Here is a 22,771-nt window from a genome sequence, read left to right as displayed (position 1 = left end):
CTGCTGTTCAGGCCTGCTTTAACTGTCTGGCGCTTCATGGCTGATCCGTATGGGGGCGCCGTGACTGCCTAGACTGGCGCGCAACAAGCTACCCGGCGGGCAGCGTTCGTTTGCCAGCAAATGTTGCGCTACCGCCGGTTCCAGATAGCGGCGAAAGGCCCGCGCCATGGCCCGGGCTCCGTAACGCAAATCATAACCTTGCTGTGCCAGCCACTCGCGCACCTCCAGACTGAGCACCAGTTGTACCTGATGCCGCCCGAGGCGCTGGTTAAGGCGTGCCAGCGTCAGATCAACCAAGTGTGCCAACTGATCGCTGGGCAAGCTTTGATAGTGAATGCGGTGATCAATACGGTTGATGAACTCGGGGTCAAGCCGATCATTTAGAGCCGCTTCTTGTCTGCGCTTTTGGCTGGCGGTACGCCAACGTTGAGGCAGCCAGCGGGCGATCGCGCTTTGGTGGCTGGCGCCGAGGTTGGAGGTCATGAAGATCAAGCTGTTGCGAAAGTCGAGCGTGGTGTTGCCGGCGCTGAGGCGTAATTGCCCGTTATCTAGGACGTTCATCAGTGCGCGAATGACTTGATCGTTGGCCTTTTCCAGTTCATCAAATAAGACGATGCCGGGCCGTCCGTAATCGCCTTCGATGGCCTGGCGATCAAATAGCGTGGTGCCTTCCTTGCTGCCCACATAACCTGGCGGCGCGCCGGTCAGGGAAGCGGCGTAATGCTCCTGTGCCAGCGTGTTCATATCGATACGACAGAATGCCTCGCTGCTGCCATGAATCGCTTCGGCCAACAAGCGAACGGTTTCGGTTTTGCCTACGCCGGTGGGACCCAATAGCAAAAATGTCCCCAGTGGGCGGAGGGGATCGCCCAGTTCGGCTTTGATTACCTTGAGACTGTTGCTGATCTCATCCAGCGCGTCGCGCTGGCCGAGGATGCGGCTGTGCACTCGCGCCATCACGCTTTCGGGATCGAACAAAAAACGTGACTGAGTAGCAGGCGTGCGCGAGCTAGGGCTCTGCTGGTTAGCGGCCAGTACATCATTGATAAAAGGCATGACTTGCATCCATTTAGGCTGGATTGCCGGGCTTAGGCGCCGGCTTCGCGGTCTTTACCGGGGTGCGGTAATTCGCCTACCGGACAATCGGCAACACCGATGGTTTTGCGCGTCATGGCCTCGACGTTGTCGCGGGCCTTTTCGGCATCCAGTACCCAGGTGCGGTAGAAGTCGAACGGACAGTCGGCTACGCCACGGTCGCCGTCACCGGAGTTGTACATGCCGGTATAGCCACGGTGCAGCAACTTGAACAAATGGTTCTGCGATTGATCGTTAGCGCGCGCATCGCGAATTTGTGAGACCGACAGTTGAGCGTATTGGATGCCCATGTCTTCTTCGCCGCACTCGCCCAGTGTGCGGCCGTCAAAGCCAATAATCGCCGAATGACCGAAGTAGGAGTAAACACCATCAAAGCCGCTGGCGTTGGCCACGGCCACGTAGCAGTTGTTTGCCCACGCCATGGATTTGGACATCATCACTTGCTGCTCTTTGGCCGGATACATGTAGCCCTGGCAACGGACGATTAGCTCAGCGCCTTTCATTGCGCAATCGCGCCAGATCTCAGGATAGTTGCCGTCGTCGCAGATGATCAGGCTGATCTTCATGCCCTTGGGGCCGTCGCTGACATAGGTGCGGTCACCGGGATACCAGCCCTCGATCGGACACCAAGGGATACATTTGCGGTACTTCTGCACTATTTCACCCTGATCATTCATCAAGATTAGGGTGTTGTAAGGTGCCTTGGCCGGATGCTCTTCGTGCTGCTCGCCGGTAAGTGAAAAGATACCCCAGGTTTTTGCTTGCTTGCAGGCTTCGCTGAAAATACGGGTTTCATCACCGGGAATGGTCGCTGCGGTGGCCATCATTTCATCATGGTCGTACATGATGCCCATAGTGCTGTATTCCGGGAACACCACCAGATCCATACCGGGCAGGCCTTTCTTCATGCCGATTATCATGTCGGCAATCTTGCGTGCGTTTTCGAGCACTTCTTCGCGGCTGTGCAGGCGCGGCATTTTGTAGTTGACCACGGCAACGCCGACGGTATCGGGGCTGCTGGAAATATCGCCATGACGCATGGGTAACTCCTCCGGATTGGGTTGTGTGTCAGGTGCGCCCGATGCCGAGTTTGTCGACCCGGTAACGTAGCTGCCTGAGGCTGATATTGAGGCGCCGTGCGGCCTCGGATTGATTGTTGTTGGTCTGCGACAGCATGGCTTTGATTTGCTCGGCGTCGCCTTGCTGCACCCAGTTGTAGGAACGACCGTACTGGCGCGGTGCGGCTGCCTCCGGCGCGGCTGCCGGTGCCGGGCTGGCTGTGGCGCGGTTATGAGCGGGTAGGTTGATTGCGCTTTCTGATGACAGCGCCTGACGTAATTTATCGGCGCTCAGCAACTCTTGCTCGCTGGTCAGGGCGGTGCGTTCCAGTACGTTTTGCAGTTGTCGAATATTGCCGGGCCAGTCGAAGTTTTCGAGTACTGCGAAGGCATCGCCTGCCAGGCTCCAGTTGCGCTCGTAGTGGTGGTTCAACTCGTTGAGAAAATGTAACGCCAACTGCTTGATATCGTCTTGGCGCTCACGCAGTGGAGGCAAGTGCACGGGTACTACGTGCAGGCGATAGAACAAATCGAGCCGGAACGCGCCCTGATTGACGGAGGCCTGCAAGTTGACATGGGTAGCGGTGATCACCCGAAAATCCACCGATACCGCTTCATTGCTGCCAATGGGGTCGACCTTTTTTTCCTGCAGCACACGTAGCAGCTTGGCTTGCAGGGACAGCGGCATATCGCCGATCTCATCCAGAAACAGCGTGCCGCCATCGGCTTGGGCAATTTTGCCCTGCTTGTTCTGCGAGGCGCCGGTGAAGGCGCCTTTGGTGTGGCCAAAGAGTTCGGATTCCAGCAGGTCCGCCGGTATCGCGGCGCAGTTAATACAGATGAATGGCTTTTCGCGGCGGTCGCTTTGCTGGTGGATCATGCGTGCGAATTTTTCTTTACCGGTACCGGATTCGCCCAGCAGCATCACTGGTGCGTCGCTATGGGCAACCTGAATGGTCGAGCGCACTGCGTCCATTAATGCCGGGCTGCTGCCGAGAATGCCGTGCGCTAGGCTTTGCTTGACCATGCCTTCGATGGCAATGCTGTGGCGCAGGTTTTGGTTCTCTTTGACCAAGTGCTCAGTTTGCTCGACCACGTATTGATGGATGCGCAGTACTTGGCCAACCATTGAAGCAGCTACCCGCAGCAGGCTGATATCGCCATCGAAGGGACGCTCATGCATGCCTTCGCGTTGCACCGAGAGCACGCCTATTGGCTTGCCCGACTCAAGAATCGGCACCGAGATGAACGCCATCCGGCCACCGCCATGATGTGACAGCTCGGTGATGCGGCGTACAAACAACGGTTCGTCGTCCACATTTGGCACCAGACCTATCGAGCCCGTTCGCATGACGTAACCGGTAACGCCTTGATCTATGTGCAGGTTAAAGCGTCCTGCCTTCAGGTCCTCGACCGACAGGCCATAGGAATACTTCACCAGCAACGCGTCTGAATTGGCTTCGGGCAGGCTGACCCGACCGCAGTTCAGCCCGTACAGCTGCGACAGTAAACGTAGAATGCCCTGAATGGTACGGGGCGCATCCAGCGGCTTTTCCAGCAGCTTGGCCATTTCCAGAATGACGACCAATTCACGCTTCATCATCTGTTGGGCTATCCGTTCAGGCATTGAATTCGAGATGAGAAGGTCCTCGCGACGGGTTAATGTCCGCGCGACCTGTCACCGATGTTCGGTAGGGAAATATCGACGCAGGCAATGCCCGCTATCGGAGCAGCGCTAGTGGCTGATCATCCAGGGTCGTCGCGGACCGCTTTGCTGCTTCAGGGCAGGAGGCTGCCCGTCTGCACGCGGTTTGTGCTGACATGGTCCTGAACTGCAACAACTGTGCCCGTGGCTTACCTTGGGTTCATGCGCGCTCCGCTCGTTGGTCTCGTGTGCCTTGCGCTGGTGACTGCTCATGGTCTGCAGGCGTGGCGCGGAAATACGCCGCTGCATAGGCTGGCTGCAGGCTGGGCAGGCGCGCGGAAGGTTGCGTTCATTACTGGGTAGTAGAGCCTCGAAAGGCCCGCAGGCATCACATTCAAAATCGTATAGCGGCATAAGATGCTCCCGATTAACTCAAAGGAAAGAAGACGGGGCGCGCTAACTTGGTGCGCCCCGCGCGTCTGCGGTTAGCCTTTCCAGAGTGCGGTGGGGATTTCGTCGCTGGTTACCGCAATGGTTGGGCCGTCGGCGTTCGGCATAATGTCGAAATCAAAGATCTCGGTGGGGATCCATACCGTGGCGCAAACGTTGGGTACATCGACGATCCCGCTGATGTGACCCTGCACTGGCGCCGTACCCAGCAATGAGTAAGCTTGGGCACCGCTGTAGCCGAACTTTTTCAGGTACTCGATGGCGTTCAAGCACGCTTGGCGGTAGGCGACGTGGGCATCCAGATAATGCTGTTTGCCGTTTTCATCGACCGAGATGCCTTCGAAAATGAGGTGCTTTTTATAGCTCGGGGCCATGTCGCTGGGCTGGAAGATCGGATTTTTTACCGCGTATTTCCTCACCCCATCTTTGATCAGGTTGACGCGGATATGGATCCAGCCCGCCATTTCAATCGCGCCACAAAAGGTAATTTCGCCGTCGCCCTGGGAGAAGTGCAGATCGCCCATGGACAGTCCACCGCCTTTTACGTAGACCGGGAAATATACCTTCGAGCCTTTGGTCAAATCCTTGATGTCACAGTTGCCACCATGCTCGCGCGGCGGAACGGTACGGGCACCTTCGTTAGCTACTTTGGCCGCAGCATCACCTGTTGCACGGCCAACGTGCGCGGTAGGGGCATAGGGTGGGTTCGCCAGGCCCGGTACGCGGTCTGGATCGGTATCAATCAGCGCCTGTTCTCGCGTGTTCCACTCGTCGAGCAGTGATTGCGAAGGTAGGCAACCAATCAAACCGGGGTGCATAAGGCCAATGAACTCAACACCGGGGATGTGACGGGACTTGGTATAGATGCCGTTGAAGTCCCAAATGGTCTTGCGTGCTTCAGGGTAATGCTCAGTCAGGAAGCCGCCGCCGTTCTCTTTGGCGAATACGCCATTGAAGCCCCACATCTGATCGGCAAATGCACCAATATCAAGAATATCGACCACCATTAGGTCGCCGGGCTCAGCGCCTTCAACTGCGACAGGGCCGCTCAGGTAGTGAACCTTGGTCAGGTCCACGTCACGCACGTCTTCGGCGCTGTCATTGTTGCTGATCTGGCCGCCAGTCCAGTCCATGCACTCGATGATGAAATCGGCGCCTGGCTTAACGGTGGCCACCATCGGCACGTCTGGGTGCCAGCGGTTGTGAATGTTGTCGTGCTCCTGAGGGCTTTTGCTCAGGTCGATCTTGATCAGTGTTTCAGCCATGACAGGGAATCCTCTGCGTCGGGGGTAGTTTGTCAGGCCTTAGAACGGCCCGTCCTCAACCCAGAGCATGAGGCGTGCCATCTTTCATTACATTTTAAAATGTAAGTAAAAACAGCATCTTATGTGGATTGTCAGGTGTCATTGGCATATTTGTGAGGCGCGGGCGTGACAATGTCATGCCCCGCATAGTGACAATGTCTTAACAATGGCAGGTCGGCATTGTCATTTCCCTTGTCGCGCATTTGACATTGCCCTGCTGAGAGCTGCTGGGCGATTTATTTTTTTAGTTTATCTGTCTGATTTTAATGGGTTTTTTAAATTGGCTACCTTATTTGTCATGCCTTCTTGGTTGACTGGCACAGTGGTTGCTCTGGGGGTAAGGGTGACAGGCGAGCGGGTAGGGAGTGAGACCCGTTCTCCGGTGTTACCCACACTAAGGAGATTTACCCTATGCAAGATTCAACACGCAGCAAACCGGCCTGGAAGCGCCGCCTTCTAGGGTTGGCGCTGAGTACTGGTTTGGGATTTACCGGTATGGCTGGTGCCGCTGAGGTCAATACCACTGGGTTGGCCGTTACCGACGACACTGTTCAGGTCGGCATTCTCCATTCGGTCACCGGCACGATGGCGATCAGTGAAACCGGTTCGGTAGAAGCGGAAAAGCTGGCCATTGAACAGATCAATGCCATGGGCGGTGTGCTGGGTCGGCAGATTGAGATTATTCAGGAAGACGGTGCCAGCGACTGGCCGACCTTCGCTGAGAAAGCGCGCAAGCTACTCGTACAGGATCATGTCGCGGCCGTATTCGGTTGCTGGACATCAGCCTCACGCAAGGCAGTATTGCCCGTCTTCGAGAACCAGAACGGTATGCTTTATTACCCGACCTTCTACGAAGGTTTGGAGCAGTCCAAGAATGTGATTTACACCGGCCAGGAAGCTACCCAGCAGATCATCGCCGGCTTGGATTGGATCGCTAAAGAGAAAGACGCCAAAACCTTCTACCTGGTTGGCTCTGACTACATTTGGCCACGCACCTCTAACAAGATCGCTCGCAAGCACATTGAAGATGTTTTGGGCGGCACTGTAGTAGGTGAAGAGTATTACCCACTAGGCAACACCAACTTCGGCTCGCTGATTAACAAGATCCGCCTAAAGAAGCCTGACGTTGTTTACTCCAGCATCGTTGGCGGCTCAAACGTCGCTTGGTGGAAGCAGCTTAAAGCCGCGGGTATCACTGCTGATCGTCAAACCATCATGACTATCTCCGTTACCGAAGACGAAGTGCTCGGCATCGGCGGTGAGAACATGGAAGGTTTCTACTCCGCAATGAAGTACTTCCAGTCGCTGGATAACGAAAACAACGTCGCTTTCGTTAATGCGTTCAAAGAGCGCTGGGGCGACGACAGCGTTATCGGTGACGTGACCCAGGCTGCTTACCTTGGCCCATGGCTGTGGAAAGCTGCAGTTGAGAAAGCCGGTAGCTTCGACATTGATGCTGTTGCCGCTGCCTCTGCTGATATCGAGCTGACCACCGCTCCTGAAGGCTACGTGAAGGTTCATGAAAACCATCACCTCTGGAGCAAGCTGCGTGTAGGTCAATGGCAGGCAGATGGCCAGGCTAAGGTTGTTTACGAGTCTGAGCTGATCGAGCCAAACCCCTTCCCGGAAGGTTATCAATAAGACGCACTGATGACGTGAAGTAATCCGGTGCGGCCCTTGCGGCCGCACCCTTCCGAGTCTAGGAGAGTAATTATGGGCGGTTACACATCGCAGGAGCTGACGGCCATTTTCGTTATGCAGGGCTTCAGTGGCCTGAGCTTGTTCTGCGTCTTTCTGCTGATGGCCCTCGGGCTGGCAATCATTTTTGGGCAGATGGGCGTTATCAACATGGCCCATGGCGAGTTTCTTACTTTGGGTGCGTATATCACCTGGATGGTATCCGAGCTTGCTACGCAAACCTGGCCCTGGATGCAGGACTTCTATTTCCCCTTGGCGGTGGTGCTCGCCTTTGCGGGTACATTTATCTTGGGGTATCTGGTCGAGATGCTGTTGATCAGGCGCCTTTATAGTCGGCCGCTGGATACGCTGCTGGCCACCTGGGGCTTGGGGCTGATTCTGCAACAGATTTACCGTTCTACCTTCGGACCACGTGAAGTTAGCGTGACGATGCCTGACTGGTTGATGGGCTCTTGGGCGCCGACCGACATTATCGATATTCCATTGAACGGCCTGTTAGTGATGGGTATTACCGCCATGATGACGCTGCTCGTAGTGATACTCCTGTATCGCTCGCGCTGGGGTATCAAGGTACGTGCTACCACACAGAACCGGGCAATGGCTAACGCCGCGGGTATCAATACCCAGCGGGTTGACCGCTTTACTTTCGCGTTGGGTTGCGGCATCGCCGGTGTGGCCGGTGCCGCTTTCACTACCATCGCCTCGACCGGGCCGACCACAGGTTCGCTCTACATCGTTGATACCTTCCTGGTAGTGGTGTTTGGTGGCGCGGCCAGTTTGCTTGGCACCGTGGTCTCGGCTTTTGGTATAGCCCAGTCGCAATCGATTCTCGAATTCTTCCTAAGCGGCTCAATGGCCAAGGTGATCACCTTGCTGACCGTGGTTGGCATTCTGATGTTCCGTCCCCAGGGGCTATTTGCAAGCAAGGTGCGTCGCTGAGCGACGCTCTGGCTGGAGGTTATTGAAATGGATAAATGGATAGCAGCATTTGGGGGGCGGCAACGGCTGATGCAGTTGCTGGCGCTGGCAGTCCTGCTTCTGGTGATCTTGCCGCTGACGCTGGATGTCTTCCGGCTCAACCTGTTGGGCAAGTATTTGACCTACGCTTTTGTCGCTGTGGGGCTGGTATTGTGCTGGGGTTACGGGGGCATTCTCAGCTTGGGGCAAGGCGTGTTTTTCGGTATGGGCGGTTATTGCATGGCCATGTTTCTTAAGCTGGAAGCCTCCAGCCCAGAAAACACGGCGATTCAAAGTACGCCGGGCATTCCCGACTTTATGGACTGGAACCAGGTCACTGAACTGCCGATGATGTGGGTGCCTTTCCACAGCCTGACGCTGACGGTCGTGTTAATCCTGACGGTGCCAGCGCTGTTCGCCTTCCTTATCGGCGCAGCTATGTTCAAGCGCCGAGTCGGTGGGGTTTACTTTGCGATCATCACTCAAGCGATCGCTTCTATTGCTACCATTTTGATCATTGGTCAACAGGGCTACACCGGCGGCATTAACGGTATCACTGACCTACGCACCCTGCTCGGCTGGGACATTCGGCCTGACAGTGCCAAATACCTGCTGTATTTCCTCTGCTGCATCTTGTTGATTGTGTGCTTATTGATAGGCCAGTTCGTACTCAGCAGCCGTTACGGCAAACTGCTCATCGCCATGCGCGACCAAGAAGACCGAGTCCGCTTCTCTGGATATGACGTCGCCAACATCAAAATCTTTGTGTTTGCACTAGCCGGTGTTTTCTCCGCTATAGGGGGTGCGATGTTTGCGCTTCAAGTCGGCTTCATGTCGCCTTCGTTCGTTGGCACCGTGGTATCCATTGAGATGGTGATTTTCTGCGCGGTGGGTGGCCGGTTGTCATTGATCGGCGCGGTCTATGGTGCTTTGTTGGTCAACCTGGCGAAAACGATGTTGTCGGAGAGCTTTCCGCAGCTTTGGATCGTATTCATGGGCGCGCTTTTTATCGGTGTAGTGCTGTTGTTCCCACAAGGGCTCGCAGGCATCTACGAAGATTACGTTCGCCCTCGCTTTGCGAACTTGTTCTCGCGCAAATCCGTTACTAAGGACAATGGCGACAAGTCCGTCGCGCAGGAGGCTCAATCATGACATCTCCCATATTGTTGGCCATTGAGGATCTGACTGTTTCGTTTGACGGCTTCAAAGCGGTGGATGGCTTGAACCTGTATGTCGAACGTAACGAGGTCCGTGTGGTGATCGGCCCGAATGGCGCAGGTAAAACGACGTTGTTGGATTTGATTTGTGGCAAGACCAAGGCGTCGTCCGGATCCATCAAATTCAAGGACGTCGAGCTGACCAAGTTGGTTGAGCACGACATCGTTAAAGCCGGAGTAGGGCGCAAATTCCAGACGCCATCGATCTACGAAAATCTCAGTGTCCGTGAAAACTTGGAGTTGTCTTACCCAAAGGGTCGGACCGTATTTGGCAGCCTGTTCTTTAAAGTCACCGATGAAGTCGCGGCCCGGGTGCTTGAGGTCGCGGAAGATACCTTTTTGAGTGATCGCCTGGACACCAGCGCCGGCCTCCTTAGCCATGGCCAAAAGCAGTGGCTGGAAATAGGCATGTTGCTGATTCAGGACCCGGAGTTGCTGATGCTAGATGAGCCGGTCGCCGGTATGAGTGTGTCCGAGCGTGAAGCGACTGCCGAGCTGCTAGGTCGCATCAGCAAGAATCGCTCGGTGATAGTGATCGAGCATGACATGGACTTTGTGAAGGACATCGCCCACCGCGTAACAGTGCTGCACCAGGGTAAGTTGCTGGCAGAGGGGAAGATGGACGAAGTACAAAAAAACGAAAAAGTCATTGAGGTATACCTCGGTCACTGACCAATAAGGAGTTTAAGCATGTTGACGGTAAGCGATTTGCGGGTCAGTTACGGTATGAGTGAGGTAATCCACGGTATCAATCTAGAGGTTGGGGAAAACGAAACCGTGGCTATCATGGGGCGCAATGGCATGGGCAAGACAACATTGTTCAAGTCATTGATTGGCATGATCCCTTGTAGCGGAGGCGAAATAACCTTCAACGATAAGAAGCTCTCCAAGCTCCAGTCTTACCAGCGGGTGGCGAGCGGCATAGCCTACGTCCCCCAGGGGCGTATGGTGTTTCCTTCCCTGACAGTAGAAGAAAACATCATGGCCGGTTTAGAAGTGACGGGGCGTCGTAAGGTGCCGGATGACATCTACGAGTTGTTTCCAGTGCTATTAGAGATGCGCCATCGAAAGGCGGGTAACTTGTCGGGCGGTCAGCAGCAGCAGTTAGCTATTGGAAGGGCGCTGGCTGCTGATCCCAAGGTACTGTTACTCGATGAGCCAACCGAAGGCATCCAGCCGTCGATCATCAAACAGTTGGCGACCACGCTGAACGAAATCAAGCAGCTACGCAAAATCAGTATTGTGGTGTCTGAGCAGGTGCTCAGCTTTGCCCTTAATGTCGCTGACCGCATGCTAGTGATCGACAAGGGTCAAATAGTGCACGAAGCGGTGGGCGAGCAGATCGACAGGGCGCACATCAGTAGCTATCTATCCGTATAAATAGGCTCCCAAAGGCCTTAGGCCCAGCACCGATAAAAGGTGCTGGGCCTTTTTATTGCGTATCGGTAAATAAGCGCTTGACGCGGCGTGTGAGATCTCTATAATTCGCCCTCTCGCTGAGCAGGAAGCTCTAAGTAAAGCGCTTATGAATCAATAAGTTAGCTTGAAAATAAGGGTTGACAGGCAAGCGAGATGGCGTAGAATGCGCCGCTCTGGTTCGGGGCTGAAGTTAAGGTCTGAATCAGTGGATGGGAAGCTCTCATCAAGTTTGACGGAAGGTGTTGACAAGGGGCTTAGCTCCTGTAGAATGCGCCTCCCTGACACGCAACGGCAAAGCCGGAACGAGTCACTCAAGCGGTGTTTGAAGCGGTTAAAAACTTCAAATAAAAGCTTGACGGAACAGAAGGTTAGCGTATAATTCGCGGCCTTGGTTAGGCGGAGACGCTGACCGAATCGCTCTTTAACAATTTGAATCAAGTAATTCGTGTGGGTGCTTGCTGAATGGATGTGATGATCCGAAAGATTATCAGCCTAGCAAGTTACTCTGTGAATTCTAGAGTTTTTTGTAAAAGCTGAGCCTAGTTTAGGGTTTTCACAAAACCCAATCAGTATTAAAACTGAAGAGTTTGATCATGGCTCAGATTGAACGCTGGCGGCAGGCCTAACACATGCAAGTCGAGCGGTAGAAGGAAGCTTGCTTCCTTTGAGAGCGGCGGACGGGTGAGTAATGCCTAGGAATCTGCCTGGTAGTGGGGGATAACGTTCGGAAACGGACGCTAATACCGCATACGTCCTACGGGAGAAAGCAGGGGACCTTCGGGCCTTGCGCTATCAGATGAGCCTAGGTCGGATTAGCTTGTTGGTGAGGTAATGGCTCACCAAGGCGACGATCCGTAACTGGTCTGAGAGGATGATCAGTCACACTGGAACTGAGACACGGTCCAGACTCCTACGGGAGGCAGCAGTGGGGAATATTGGACAATGGGCGAAAGCCTGATCCAGCCATGCCGCGTGTGTGAAGAAGGTCTTAGGATTGTAAAGCACTTTAAGTTGGGAGGAAGGGTTGTAGTTTAATACGCTGCAATCTTGACGTTACCGACAGAATAAGCACCGGCTAACTCTGTGCCAGCAGCCGCGGTAATACAGAGGGTGCAAGCGTTAATCGGAATTACTGGGCGTAAAGCGCGCGTAGGTGGCAAAGTAAGATGGGTGTGAAATCCCCGGGCTCAACCTGGGAACTGCATCCATAACTGCTTCGCTAGAGTACGGTAGAGGGTAGTGGAATTTCCTGTGTAGCGGTGAAATGCGTAGATATAGGAAGGAACACCAGTGGCGAAGGCGACTACCTGGACTGATACTGACACTGAGGTGCGAAAGCGTGGGGAGCAAACAGGATTAGATACCCTGGTAGTCCACGCCGTAAACGATGTCAACTAGCCGTTGGAATCCTTGAGATTTTAGTGGCGCAGCTAACGCATTAAGTTGACCGCCTGGGGAGTACGGTCGCAAGATTAAAACTCAAATGAATTGACGGGGGCCCGCACAAGCGGTGGAGCATGTGGTTTAATTCGAAGCAACGCGAAGAACCTTACCTGGCCTTGACATGCTGAGAACTTTCCAGAGATGGATTGGTGCCTTCGGGAACTCAGACACAGGTGCTGCATGGCTGTCGTCAGCTCGTGTCGTGAGATGTTGGGTTAAGTCCCGTAACGAGCGCAACCCTTGTCCTTAGTTACCAGCACATAATGGTGGGCACTCTAAGGAGACTGCCGGTGACAAACCGGAGGAAGGTGGGGATGACGTCAAGTCATCATGGCCCTTACGGCCAGGGCTACACACGTGCTACAATGGGGGATACAGAGGGTTGCCAAGCCGCGAGGTGGAGCTAATCCCACAAAGTCTCTCGTAGTCCGGATTGGAGTCTGCAACTCGACTCCATGAAGTCGGAATCGCTAGTAATCGTGGATCAGAACGCCACGGTGAATACGTTCCCGGGCCTTGTACACACCGCCCGTCACACCATGGGAGTGGGTTGCACCAGAAGTAGCTAGTCTAACCTTCGGGAGGACGGTTACCACGGTGTGATTCATGACTGGGGTGAAGTCGTAACAAGGTAGCCGTAGGGGAACCTGCGGCTGGATCACCTCCTTAATCGATAGATCACACGACACTCTTCAAGCACTCACACGAATTACTTGATTCATAAAGAAAGGCGATTGGGTCTGTAGCTCAGTTGGTTAGAGCGCACCCCTGATAAGGGTGAGGTCGGCAGTTCGAATCTGCCCAGACCCACCAATTGTCGAGGTGTGCCGGTCTGAAAGGGGCCATAGCTCAGCTGGGAGAGCGCCTGCCTTGCACGCAGGAGGTCAGCGGTTCGATCCCGCTTGGCTCCACCAGGACGACGCAGCAGACAGTAATTCGCCATAGATTGGAACTCAGAGTTCATACATGAATGATCAGCCTAGCTGGATCATTGATGTCTGGTCTCTGTACCAGACGCTCTTTAAAAATTTGGATATGTGATAGAAGTACAGACACATGGCATGTATCACTGCATGTTGTGTGGCTAAGGTAAACTTGTAATTTCAAGTGCAAGTTCCGGAATTGTCGTTAATTCTGTAGTACACCTAATATCACTCAATAATCTAAGCGAAGGTTAAGTAATTAACTGAGTTTAAGATTGTTTGGGGTTATATGGTCAAGTGAATAAGCGCACACGGTGGATGCCTTGGCAGTCAGAGGCGATGAAAGACGTGATAGCCTGCGAAAAGCTTCGGGGAGGTGGCAAATGACCTTTGATCCGGAGATCTCTGAATGGGGAAACCCACTTAGCATAAGCTAGGTATCACACACTGAATACATAGGTGTGTGAGGCGAACCAGGGGAACTGAAACATCTAAGTACCCTGAGGAAAAGAAATCAACCGAGATTCCCCAAGTAGCGGCGAGCGAACGGGGAGTAGCCCTTAAGCAATTTTGAGTTTAGTGGAAGGCCCTGGAAAGAGCCGCCATAGTGGGTGATAGCCCCGTACACGAAAGACTCTTAGTTGTGAAATCGAGTAGGTCGGCGCACGTGAAACGTTGACTGAACATGGGGGGACCATCCTCCAAGGCTAAATACTCCTGACTGACCGATAGTGAACCAGTACCGTGAGGGAAAGGCGAAAAGAACCCCTGTAAGGGGAGTGAAATAGATCCTGAAACCGTGTGCGTACAAGCAGTGGGAGCCCACTTGTTGGGTGACTGCGTACCTTTTGTATAATGGGTCAGCGACTTATATTCTGTGGCGAGCTTAACCGTCTAGGGGAGGCGTAGGGAAACCGAGTCTTAATAGGGCGTTTAGTCGCAGGGTATAGACCCGAAACCGGGCGATCTATCCATGGGCAGGTTGAAGGTGCCGTAACAGGCACTGGAGGACCGAACCGACTACCGTTGAAAAGTTAGCGGATGACTTGTGGATAGGAGTGAAAGGCTAATCAAGCTCGGAGATAGCTGGTTCTCCTCGAAAGCTATTTAGGTAGCGCCTCGCGTATCACCACTGGGGGTAGAGCACTGTTTGGGCTAGGGGGTCATCCCGACTTACCAACCCCATGCAAACTCCGAATACCAGTGAGTGTCAGCGCGGGAGACACACGGCGGGTGCTAACGTCCGTCGTGAAAAGGGAAACAACCCAGACCGTCAGCTAAGGTCCCAAAGTTATGGTTAAGTGGGAAACGATGTGGGAAGGCTTAGACAGCTAGGAGGTTGGCTTAGAAGCAGCCATCCTTTAAAGAAAGCGTAATAGCTCACTAGTCGAGTCGGCCTGCGCGGAAGATGTAACGGGGCTCAAACCATACACCGAAGCTACGGGTTCATCTTATGATGAGCGGTAGAGGAGCGTTCTGTAAGCCTGTGAAGGTCAATTGAGAAGTTGGCTGGAGGTATCAGAAGTGCGAATGCTGACATGAGTAACGACAATGGGAGTGAAAAACTCCCACGCCGGAAGACCAAGGGTTCCTGCGCAACGTTAATCGACGCAGGGTGAGTCGACCCCTAAGGCGAGGCCGAAAGGCGTAGTCGATGGGAAATGGGTTAATATTCCCATACTTCTAGTTACTGCGATGGAGGGACGGAGAAGGCTAGGCCAGCACGGCGTTGGTAGTCCGTGTTTAAGGTGGTAGGCTGATTTCTTAGGTAAATCCGGGAGATCAAGGCCGAGAACTGATGACGAGCGTTCATTAGAACGCGAAGTGGTTGATGCCATGCTTCCAGGAAAAGCTTCTAAGCTTCAGGTAACTAGAAATCGTACCCCAAACCGACACAGGTGGTCAGGTAGAGAATACCAAGGCGCTTGAGAGAACTCGGGTGAAGGAACTAGGCAAAATGGCACCGTAACTTCGGGAGAAGGTGCGCCGGTGAGGGTTAAGGACTTGCTCCGTAAGCCCCCGCTGGTCGAAGATACCAGGCCGCTGCAACTGTTTATTAAAAACATAGCACTCTGCAAACACGAAAGTGGACGTATAGGGTGTGACGCCTGCCCGGTGCCGGAAGGTTAATTGATGGGGTTAGCTTCGGCGAAGCTCTTGATCGAAGCCCCGGTAAACGGCGGCCGTAACTATAACGGTCCTAAGGTAGCGAAATTCCTTGTCGGGTAAGTTCCGACCTGCACGAATGGCGTAATGATGGCGGCGCTGTCTCCACCCGAGACTCAGTGAAATTGAAATCGCTGTGAAGATGCAGTGTATCCGCGGCTAGACGGAAAGACCCCGTGAACCTTTACTATAGCTTTGCACTGGACTTTGAATTTGTTTGTGTAGGATAGGTGGGAGGCTTTGAAGCGTGGACGCTAGTTCGCGTGGAGCCAACCTTGAAATACCACCCTGACAACTTTGAGGTTCTAACTCTGGTCCGTTATCCGGATCGAGGACAGTGTATGGTGGGTAGTTTGACTGGGGCGGTCTCCTCCCAAAGAGTAACGGAGGAGTACGAAGGTGCACTCAGCACGGTCGGAAATCGTGCGTAGAGTATAAAGGCAAAAGTGCGCTTGACTGCGAGACCAACACGTCGAGCAGGTACGAAAGTAGGTCTTAGTGATCCGGTGGTTCTGTATGGAAGGGCCATCGCTCAACGGATAAAAGGTACTCCGGGGATAACAGGCTGATACCGCCCAAGAGTTCATATCGACGGCGGTGTTTGGCACCTCGATGTCGGCTCATCACATCCTGGGGCTGAAGCCGGTCCCAAGGGTATGGCTGTTCGCCATTTAAAGTGGTACGCGAGCTGGGTTTAGAACGTCGTGAGACAGTTCGGTCCCTATCTGCCGTGGACGTTTGAGATTTGAGAGGGGCTGTCCTTAGTACGAGAGGACCGGGATGGACGAACCCCTGGTGTTCCGGTTGTATCGCCAGATGCATTGCCGGGTAGCTACGTTCGGAAAAGATAACCGCTGAAAGCATCTAAGCGGGAAACTTGCCTCAAGATGAGATCTCACTGGGAGCTTGACTCCCCTAAAGGGCCGTCGAAGACTACGACGTTGATAGGTTGGGTGTGTAAGCGCTGTGAGGCGTTGAGCTAACCAATACTAATTGCCCGTGTGGCTTGACCATATAACACCCAAGCAATCTGGTGTTATCAGGGCACACAGAATGACAGTTCTAGAACTTGTCGAAATTACTGTTTATTGCTTCTATCACTTATTCAAGCTTTTAAGCTGTTCGGCTTTGCCGGGCAGTAACGAATTGCTTGACGACCATAGAGCATTGGAACCACCTGATCCCATCCCGAACTCAGTAGTGAAACGATGCATCGCCGATGGTAGTGTGGGGTCTCCCCATGTGAGAGTAGGTCATCGTCAAGCGCTTATACCGAATACCCTGATCAGCAATGATCAGGGTATTTTTTTGCGCGTAATAAACTACTCGGTGAGAGTACCGGAATGCCGGCCACCGGGCTGCCGGCCAAATCATCGTCAAGCGCTTATACCAAAACCCCGGTTATCGAAAGATGACCGGGGTTTTACTTTGTGCGCTCGAAAAACAATGCGGTCTCTCTTCAGTTGTTTTGCGGCTGGTTGCCGGCACGCACTTTTTCCAGCCTTTGCTGCAAAGTACCCTCCACAAAAAACTGACTTAAGCTTATGCTTTAGTGTTTTAAGTAATAAGTAAATCCGTATAAAGATCTTATTGTTCTATTTTTTCGCTTTCTGTAGGCTGTATTTCCTGTTTTCAATGGCTTGCCTGTCCGTTTGATAGGCGTAGGAGGAAAGTATGTTGGGCAAATTATCGGTATTTGGACGACTGAAAAACGCTGTTAGCTTAGTGGCGGTAGGTGCCAGTTTGGTCATGACGCCGCTACAAGCGGCGGATCAGGAAATGCTCAACTCTTCCTACGATATAGCGCGCGAGTTGTTCTCGGCCTACAACGAGCAATTCAGTGAGTATTGGTTAAAAGAGACCGGTAAAACGATCGAAGTTAAGCAATCGCACGCTGGTTCTTCGCGTCAGGCTCAGGCCATTCTTCAAGGGTTGCGCGCGGATGTTGTTACTTATAACCAAGTGACAGATGTGGATATCCTGCATCAGCGCGGTGAGTTAATTCCGGCTAACTGGCGTGAGCGTTTGCCGAATGCCAGTTCTCCTTACTATTCCACCATGGCGTTTCTGGTGCGTAAGGGTAATCCTAAGAATATTCAAAATTGGGATGACCTTGCTCGTGATGATGTTAGCTCGGTAATGCCCAACCCAAAAACCTCCGGGAATGGCCGTTACAGTTACCTGGCGGCCTTGGGCTATGCGCAGAAAGCCTATCCAGATGACGAAGCCAAAACGGATGCTTACCTCAAATCCTTCTTGGGTAATGTCGCTGTGTTTGATACTGGCGGACGAGGTGCTACCACTACTTTTATTGAGCGCGATATTGGTGATGTATTGCTGACCTTTGAATCGGAAGTAAATAATATCGTTGCCGAGAATCCGGATGCGGGCTACGAGGTTGTGGTCCCCAAAATAAGCTTTCTGGCTGAGTTTCCGGTTACCTGGATCGATCGCAATGTAGAGCGTAACGGTACCGAGGCGGTGTCCAAGGCATACCTCGAACACATGTATAGCGAAGAAGCCCAGCGTCTGATTGCGGGGTTCTATTATCGGGTGCAAAACGAGGCAGTTAAACTGGAGTTCGCGGACAAGTTTCCCGAGCTGCAGCTGCTACCCATTGAGGAAATTACCGGCAGCTGGGACAACGCGATGAAGGTGCATTTTGCCAGCGGTGGTAAACTGGACCAACTCCAACGTAGATAATCGAATTAGTTCATGAGTAGAAACTTAGTCGGCTTCGCGTCGGCAAGCCAGAATAAACCCGGTAAGCGAGTCTTGCCGGGTTTTGCTTTGAGCCTAGGCATATCTTTACTGTTTATTGGGCTGATACTGCTGCTGCCGCTGACCGGATTGATCATGCAGACATCGGGGATGAGCCTGGCGGAATATTGGGCAGTAATTACCGATGAGCGCGTGGTGTCTTCCTATAAGGTGACCCTCTGGGCCGCTGCAATCGCCTCTTTGTTTAACGGCGTCGTAGGCTTGCTGCTGGCCTGGGTACTGGTGCGCTACGAATTCTGGGGTAAACCCTTGGTCGATGCGCTCATGGATCTTCCATTTGCGCTGCCTACCGCAGTGGCCGGTATTACCTTGGCCGCGTTGTTCTCAGAGGGTGGTTGGTACGGCCAGTTCCTCACAGCCCTTGGTATCAAGGTGGCTTTTACACCCTTGGGTATTGTGGTAGCGATGTCGTTTACCAGTTTGCCGTTTGTGGTTAGAACGGTGCAGCCGGTGCTGGAGGATCTTGCTCCAGAAGATGAAGAGGCAGCTGTCAGTATGGGCGCCGGGGATTGGACGGTATTTAGGCGGATTCTATTCCCGGCGCTTTGGCCGGCCTTGATGAGTGGGGTTGCTTTGTCTTTTACCCGCAGCTTGGGTGAGTTTGGTGCAGTCATCTTTATTGCCGGGAATATGCCCTACGTCAGTGAGATTACCAGTCTGATGATATTTGTACGCTTGCAGGAGTACGACTACGCGGCCGCCAGTGCTATTGCCTCAGTGGTCTTGATGGCCTCTCTGGTTTTGCTGTTGGCGATTAATCTGTGGCAAGCGCGGTATTTACGCCGCCTGCATGGACGGTAATTATTCATGAGTCGTACTCAATCTACGCTGCGTATTGGCGACCAGCCTTGGGTTAAATGGAGCTTGATAGGTCTGGCGTTGACGTTGACGTTGTTACTACTCGTTATTCCGCTGGTATTGATCTTCGCGCAAGCCTTCTCCGCAGGGCCGGGTAGTCTGTGGAGCAACTTGACAGACACTTATACTCTGGCGGCAATCGGTTTGACGCTGTTTGTTGCTGCGCTGACGGTGCCGCTCAATCTGGTATTCGGTGTCTTTCTGGCTTGGCTGGTAACGCGCTTTGAGTTTCCAGGCAGAAAGGTGCTGATCACCCTCATCGATATCCCCTTTGCAGTGTCACCGGTAGTCGCCGGTCTGCTTTATTTATTGTTGTACGGTAGCAATGGCTGGTTGGGCGGTTGGCTGGCGGATCAAGATATACAGCTGATGTTTGCCTGGCCTGGCATTGTCATGGTCACGGTATTTGTCACTTGTCCGTTTGTGGCTCGCGAGTTGATCCCCTTGATGCAGCAGCAGGGGCGAGATGAGGAAGAGGCCGCTGTAGTGCTTGGCGCTTCTGGTTGGCAGTTGTTCCGCAAGGTTACTCTGCCGAACATCCAATGGGCTTTGTTGTACGGCGTGGTGTTGACCAATGCACGAGCTGTTGGCGAATTCGGCGCCGTATCGGTGGTGTCGGGCAATATTCGCGGTGAAACCAATACGCTGCCTTTGCACGTCGAGTTGTTGTACCAGGATTACAATGTGGCGGGGGCGTTCACTAGCGCCTCCTTGCTGGCATGCATCGCCCTATTGACGCTATTAGTGAAAAGTTTTATTGAGTGGCGCCAGGCGCGTCAACGTATGCCTGTATCAGATCAATCGGACAGTATTTGATGAGTATCAGTTTAGAGGGTGTCAATAAGCACTTCGGCCAGTTTCAGGCACTCAAGGACATATCGCTCGATATCCCGGACGGTCAGCTAACCGGTTTGCTGGGCCCTTCAGGCTCCGGGAAAACCACCCTGTTGCGTATTATCGCTGGACTGGAATCTGCCGAGCATGGCCGGATCCTCTTCCACGGGAAGGATGTAACAAGGCTGCATGTGCGCGAGCGCCGAGTCGGCTTTGTGTTCCAGCATTACGCGCTGTTTCGTCATATGACTGTAGCGCAGAACATCGCTTTTGGTCTGGAGGTGCTGCCACGCGCGCAGCGTCCGCCTGCAGCTGAGATTCGCAGGCAGGTTGCCGACCTCCTGGAGATGGTGCAGTTGGGGCACTTGTCATCACGCTATCCAGCACAACTGTCGGGTGGGCAGAAGCAGCGCATCGCTTTGGCGCGTGCCTTGGCGATGAAGCCGGAAATTCTGCTGCTCGACGAGCCGTTTGGCGCACTCGACGCCAAGGTGCGCAAAGATCTTCGGCGCTGGCTGCGGGCTTTGCACGACGAGCTGCACTTCACTAGCGTATTTGTGACACACGATCAGGAGGAGGCGCTTGAGCTATCCGACCGTGTGGTCGTCATGAGTGCCGGAAAAATAGAGCAAGTCGGCGGGCCTCAGGCTTTGTACGCCGAGCCAGAGAGCCGTTTTGTGTTCGATTTTCTGGGGCACGTCAATGTGCTGGGCGGTTCGCTTGAGCAGCAACGACTTAGTCAAGGTGACGCTTGGGTGCAGATGCCCGAGGGGGTGGACTGCGCCGGTGAGATGCAGCTGTATCTGCGACCGCATGAAGTAAGGCTACAAAATTGCCCCGCGCTGCATGCACATTTACCGCTCAGAATTGAATCCATTAGTCTGATTGGTGCTGAGGTGCGGCTCGAACTGACTCCTTGTGGCTGGGATGCACAGGAACCGTGGGAGGTGGGTATCAGTCATGTTGAGTTCAATCGTTGGCAGCCGCAGCGCGGCGATCGCTGCTATGCTGTGCCTGATGTCGGACACCTGTTCGGCATTGAGCAGACTCGTCCTCGTACCTTAAATTGGGTTGAAGACTGAGCTCGGCGTGCGTTGCTTTGTCACGGAGTCGGAATGAATCCCTACGATCGCTATGTGCTGCCCCGGTTGATTGACGCTGCTTGTGGTATGGGCGATGTGATGGCGCGACGAGCTGAATTGGTGCCGCGAGCGCAAGGCGATGTGCTGGAGATTGGGATCGGTACTGGCCTCAACCTGCGTTATTACGATCCGGAAAAAGTGCGTCGTATTGTGGGTGTCGATCCTGCTGCGCAAATGCAGACCTTAGCGCGTAAGCGGGCAGCTGAAATTTCTATCCCTGTAGAGATGGTTGCCGTGGGGGCTGATGGTATAGATGCCGCGGATGAGAGTTTTGACAGTATTGTTATGACCTTCACGCTCTGCAGCATTGCTGATCCGCTACCTGCGCTGGCTGAAATGCGTCGAGTGCTGAAGCCGGGGGCGCAACTGCTGTTTTGCGAGCACGGTCTGGCCCCTGACTTATCGGTACAGCGCTGGCAGCACCGTCTGACTCCCTGGTGGAAGCCAGTTGCCGGTGGTTGCCACCTCAATCGGGCTATTTCCAGTTTGTTGCACCAAGCGAGGTTTACGCTGGACGAGTTGCATACGGGTTATATTTCCGGTCCTCGCCCGATGACTTATCTCTATCAGGGTGTCGCGCTTAAAGCCTGAAGCCTTCGGCTATGTATTCGGCCAGGCAGTCGGTGATAGGCGTTTGTGTTTGTGGGTTTCGCAACAGGACTATGCTGGCCGAAGGCATCGTGGGCAAGCCGTGTTCGCTGCCGATAATCTGCATGTTGGCGGGAATTAAGCTTTCCAGTTGTGCGGTGATCGCCAGCCCGGCACCGACTACCGCCATGATGGCGGAGAGGCTGGGGCTGGTATAAGCCACTCGGTAGTCCCGCTCCATGGTGTCCAGCGCATTGCACGCCCACTCCCGGCAGAAACAATCACTATTGAACATGGCCAGCGGCAGGCTGGGCTGTTCCTGCAGCGCAAATCCTGCAGCCTGAGCCCATACCATTTTTTCCTGCCGCAGCAGTTGGCCGATCTCAGTCCCCGGCTTACGCGTGACAATCGTCAGATCCAGATCCTTGCGCTGCAACAATTGATAAGACGGCTCGCAGTGCAACTCCACCTGAACCATCGGATAGCTTTGTGCAAATCGCGCCATGATGCTGGGTAGAAAGCGCATGACGTAATCGTCGGGTGTGCCGATTTTGACTGACCCCACCATATGAGGCTCGCGTAACGTGCTGATGATCTCGCCCTGCAGTTTTAGAATGCGTCGTGCATAGCTAAGCAGCAGTTCACCTTCGGCGGTCAGGTCCAACTGGCGACCGGCGCGCTGGAATAGGCGTCGTTTGATCACATCATCTTCCAGCCGCTTCATCTGCATGCTGACTGCAGACTGGGTGCGATTTAATATGTCTGCTGCTCGGGTGAAGCCACCTTGATCGGCTATGGCGACGAAAGTACGCAGTAGCTCGCTGTCGATGGTTGGGTATTCAGCCATTGATCAATCTCCAAGATGGTTTGCATAAGAAACATTCGTTGGATTGATGTTAGCGGTGGTCGCACACTTTCTCCATAGTTATGGAGGAAGTCGTTATGAATGTTCGTTTATTGGCACGGTGCGTGTTTTCGCCGTCGTTGCGGATGGGTGGTGCACGCATCGTAGCGTTGGTGCGCTCTGTTTGCCGTACGCTAACGCGTTGGCAGCGGTTGGCTTATGAGCGCCGTCTGTTGGCAAGCCTATCGGATGGTCAGCTTCACGATATCGGTATCTCACGAGCCGAAGCGCTGAATGAGGCCGGGCGTCCGTTTTGGGACGACAAGGCCTGAGGATAGCGGCAGAGCGT

The 22,771-nt window shown here is 53.8% G+C and carries 17 protein-coding genes, 2 tRNA genes and 3 rRNA genes; 16 read left to right on the top strand and 6 right to left on the bottom strand.

From position 1 onward, the window contains the following. Window positions 1–18: 18 nt before the first annotated feature. The 5 genes from AC1XYH_RS15425 to fmdA form a co-directional block, all read right to left on the bottom strand. Window positions 19–1,056, bottom strand: coding sequence for an AAA family ATPase (locus tag AC1XYH_RS15425; RefSeq protein ID WP_483324000.1), 1,038 nt, complete (start codon window positions 1,054–1,056; stop codon window positions 19–21). 32 nt (window positions 1,057–1,088) lie between these two features. Beyond that, window positions 1,089–2,135 carry an aliphatic amidase gene (locus AC1XYH_RS15420; protein ID WP_483323999.1) on the bottom strand — a complete coding sequence of 349 codons (1,047 nt, stop codon included), beginning with the start codon at window positions 2,133–2,135 and terminating at the stop codon, window positions 1,089–1,091. 28 nt (window positions 2,136–2,163) lie between these two features. Then, on the bottom strand, window positions 2,164–3,756 hold the full coding sequence (locus AC1XYH_RS15415; protein ID WP_483323998.1) for a sigma-54-dependent Fis family transcriptional regulator: 1,593 nt from the start codon (window positions 3,754–3,756) through the stop codon (window positions 2,164–2,166). A gap of 132 nt (window positions 3,757–3,888) precedes the next feature. Next, window positions 3,889–4,212 carry an FmdB family zinc ribbon protein gene (locus AC1XYH_RS15410; RefSeq protein WP_483323997.1) on the bottom strand — a complete coding sequence of 108 codons (324 nt, stop codon included), beginning with the start codon at window positions 4,210–4,212 and terminating at the stop codon, window positions 3,889–3,891. Window positions 4,213–4,283: 71 nt separating this feature from the next. Beyond that, entirely contained in the window at window positions 4,284–5,513 is a 1,230-nt protein-coding gene (fmdA, locus tag AC1XYH_RS15405) for a formamidase (protein WP_483323996.1), read from the bottom strand. Window positions 5,514–5,963: 450 nt separating this feature from the next. Between fmdA and urtA the strand changes: the two genes are divergently transcribed. The 15 genes from urtA to AC1XYH_RS15330 all read left to right on the top strand — a co-directional run bounded on the left by urtA (window position 5,964) and on the right by AC1XYH_RS15330 (window position 21,581). Beyond that, window positions 5,964–7,193 (top strand): urea ABC transporter substrate-binding protein, encoded by a 1,230-nt coding sequence (gene urtA, locus AC1XYH_RS15400; protein WP_483323995.1) that lies wholly within the window; start codon window positions 5,964–5,966, stop codon window positions 7,191–7,193. Window positions 7,194–7,265: 72 nt separating this feature from the next. Continuing rightward, window positions 7,266–8,189: an urea ABC transporter permease subunit UrtB gene (gene urtB / locus AC1XYH_RS15395; protein ID WP_483323994.1), complete on the top strand. Its 924-nt coding sequence runs from the start codon at window positions 7,266–7,268 to the stop codon at window positions 8,187–8,189. Between the two features lie 27 nt (window positions 8,190–8,216). Next, window positions 8,217–9,359: an urea ABC transporter permease subunit UrtC gene (urtC, locus tag AC1XYH_RS15390; RefSeq protein ID WP_483323993.1), complete on the top strand. Its 1,143-nt coding sequence runs from the start codon at window positions 8,217–8,219 to the stop codon at window positions 9,357–9,359. Continuing rightward, on the top strand, window positions 9,356–10,096 hold the full coding sequence (gene urtD / locus AC1XYH_RS15385; RefSeq protein ID WP_483323992.1) for an urea ABC transporter ATP-binding protein UrtD: 741 nt from the start codon (window positions 9,356–9,358) through the stop codon (window positions 10,094–10,096). The genes urtC and urtD overlap by 4 nt, the downstream gene beginning before the upstream one ends. 18 nt (window positions 10,097–10,114) lie before the next feature. Next, window positions 10,115–10,804, top strand: coding sequence for an urea ABC transporter ATP-binding subunit UrtE (urtE, locus tag AC1XYH_RS15380; RefSeq protein WP_483323991.1), 690 nt, complete (start codon window positions 10,115–10,117; stop codon window positions 10,802–10,804). Window positions 10,805–11,418: 614 nt separating this feature from the next. After that, a 16S ribosomal RNA gene (locus AC1XYH_RS15375) occupies window positions 11,419–12,955 on the top strand. A gap of 67 nt (window positions 12,956–13,022) precedes the next feature. Continuing rightward, window positions 13,023–13,099 (top strand) — tRNA-Ile (locus AC1XYH_RS15370). 25 nt (window positions 13,100–13,124) lie between these two features. Next, window positions 13,125–13,200 (top strand) — tRNA-Ala (locus AC1XYH_RS15365). Between the two features lie 300 nt (window positions 13,201–13,500). Continuing rightward, window positions 13,501–16,389: ribosomal RNA gene (locus AC1XYH_RS15360) — 23S ribosomal RNA — on the top strand. Between the two features lie 135 nt (window positions 16,390–16,524). Further along, window positions 16,525–16,640: ribosomal RNA gene (gene rrf, locus AC1XYH_RS15355) — 5S ribosomal RNA — on the top strand. The 16S, 23S and 5S rRNA genes sit together here with 2 tRNA genes alongside, the layout of an rRNA operon. A gap of 409 nt (window positions 16,641–17,049) precedes the next feature. Then, window positions 17,050–18,078 (top strand): thiosulfate ABC transporter substrate-binding protein CysP, encoded by a 1,029-nt coding sequence (gene cysP / locus AC1XYH_RS15350; protein ID WP_483323990.1) that lies wholly within the window; start codon window positions 17,050–17,052, stop codon window positions 18,076–18,078. A gap of 12 nt (window positions 18,079–18,090) precedes the next feature. After that, window positions 18,091–18,957: a sulfate/thiosulfate ABC transporter permease CysT gene (gene cysT / locus AC1XYH_RS15345; RefSeq protein ID WP_483323989.1), complete on the top strand. Its 867-nt coding sequence runs from the start codon at window positions 18,091–18,093 to the stop codon at window positions 18,955–18,957. A 6-nt stretch (window positions 18,958–18,963) separates the two neighbouring features. Further along, entirely contained in the window at window positions 18,964–19,830 is an 867-nt protein-coding gene (gene cysW / locus AC1XYH_RS15340) for a sulfate/thiosulfate ABC transporter permease CysW (protein ID WP_483323988.1), read from the top strand. Beyond that, window positions 19,830–20,930 (top strand): sulfate/molybdate ABC transporter ATP-binding protein, encoded by a 1,101-nt coding sequence (locus AC1XYH_RS15335; RefSeq protein WP_483323987.1) that lies wholly within the window; start codon window positions 19,830–19,832, stop codon window positions 20,928–20,930. The genes cysW and AC1XYH_RS15335 overlap by 1 nt, the downstream gene beginning before the upstream one ends. A 33-nt stretch (window positions 20,931–20,963) precedes the next feature. Then, the gene (locus tag AC1XYH_RS15330) at window positions 20,964–21,581 is read left to right on the top strand and encodes a class I SAM-dependent methyltransferase (protein ID WP_483323986.1); all 618 of its coding nucleotides are present in this window, start codon (window positions 20,964–20,966) and stop codon (window positions 21,579–21,581) included. On the opposite strand, the gene AC1XYH_RS15325 is transcribed toward AC1XYH_RS15330, so the two are convergent. Next, complete coding sequence (locus tag AC1XYH_RS15325; RefSeq protein WP_483323985.1) at window positions 21,571–22,425, bottom strand: LysR substrate-binding domain-containing protein; 855 nt, start codon at window positions 22,423–22,425, stop codon at window positions 21,571–21,573. The genes AC1XYH_RS15330 and AC1XYH_RS15325 overlap by 11 nt on opposite strands. A gap of 95 nt (window positions 22,426–22,520) precedes the next feature. Here AC1XYH_RS15325 and AC1XYH_RS15320 point away from each other — a divergent pair, with 95 nt between their 5' ends. Further along, window positions 22,521–22,754: a DUF1127 domain-containing protein gene (locus AC1XYH_RS15320; protein ID WP_483323984.1), complete on the top strand. Its 234-nt coding sequence runs from the start codon at window positions 22,521–22,523 to the stop codon at window positions 22,752–22,754. Window positions 22,755–22,771: the final 17 nt, after the last annotated feature.

The sequence above is a fragment of the Pseudomonas sp. GW-45 genome (genome assembly GCF_056896675.1).
This window is presented reverse-complemented; position numbering and strand designations above follow the sequence as displayed.

Excerpts from the sequence above, each read along its gene's own strand:
- AC1XYH_RS15320 (WP_483323984.1), top strand. The coding sequence starts at position 22,521 with ATGAATGTTCGTTTATTGGCACGGTGCGTGTTTTCGCCGTCGTTGCGG.
- AC1XYH_RS15335 (WP_483323987.1), top strand. The coding sequence starts at position 19,830 with ATGAGTATCAGTTTAGAGGGTGTCAATAAGCACTTCGGCCAGTTTCAG.
- AC1XYH_RS15415 (WP_483323998.1), bottom strand. The coding sequence starts at position 3,756 with ATGATGAAGCGTGAATTGGTCGTCATTCTGGAAATGGCCAAGCTGCTG.
- urtC (WP_483323993.1), top strand. The coding sequence starts at position 8,217 with ATGGATAAATGGATAGCAGCATTTGGGGGGCGGCAACGGCTGATGCAG.
- cysP (WP_483323990.1), top strand. The coding sequence starts at position 17,050 with ATGTTGGGCAAATTATCGGTATTTGGACGACTGAAAAACGCTGTTAGC.
- urtB (WP_483323994.1), top strand. The coding sequence starts at position 7,266 with ATGGGCGGTTACACATCGCAGGAGCTGACGGCCATTTTCGTTATGCAG.
- cysW (WP_483323988.1), top strand. The coding sequence starts at position 18,964 with ATGAGTCGTACTCAATCTACGCTGCGTATTGGCGACCAGCCTTGGGTT.
- urtD (WP_483323992.1), top strand. The coding sequence starts at position 9,356 with ATGACATCTCCCATATTGTTGGCCATTGAGGATCTGACTGTTTCGTTT.
- urtE (WP_483323991.1), top strand. The coding sequence starts at position 10,115 with ATGTTGACGGTAAGCGATTTGCGGGTCAGTTACGGTATGAGTGAGGTA.
- AC1XYH_RS15410 (WP_483323997.1), bottom strand. The coding sequence starts at position 4,212 with ATGCCGCTATACGATTTTGAATGTGATGCCTGCGGGCCTTTCGAGGCT.
- fmdA (WP_483323996.1), bottom strand. The coding sequence starts at position 5,513 with ATGGCTGAAACACTGATCAAGATCGACCTGAGCAAAAGCCCTCAGGAG.
- urtA (WP_483323995.1), top strand. The coding sequence starts at position 5,964 with ATGCAAGATTCAACACGCAGCAAACCGGCCTGGAAGCGCCGCCTTCTA.
- AC1XYH_RS15325 (WP_483323985.1), bottom strand. The coding sequence starts at position 22,425 with ATGGCTGAATACCCAACCATCGACAGCGAGCTACTGCGTACTTTCGTC.
- AC1XYH_RS15330 (WP_483323986.1), top strand. The coding sequence starts at position 20,964 with ATGAATCCCTACGATCGCTATGTGCTGCCCCGGTTGATTGACGCTGCT.
- AC1XYH_RS15425 (WP_483324000.1), bottom strand. The coding sequence starts at position 1,056 with ATGCCTTTTATCAATGATGTACTGGCCGCTAACCAGCAGAGCCCTAGC.
- AC1XYH_RS15420 (WP_483323999.1), bottom strand. The coding sequence starts at position 2,135 with ATGCGTCATGGCGATATTTCCAGCAGCCCCGATACCGTCGGCGTTGCC.
- cysT (WP_483323989.1), top strand. The coding sequence starts at position 18,091 with ATGAGTAGAAACTTAGTCGGCTTCGCGTCGGCAAGCCAGAATAAACCC.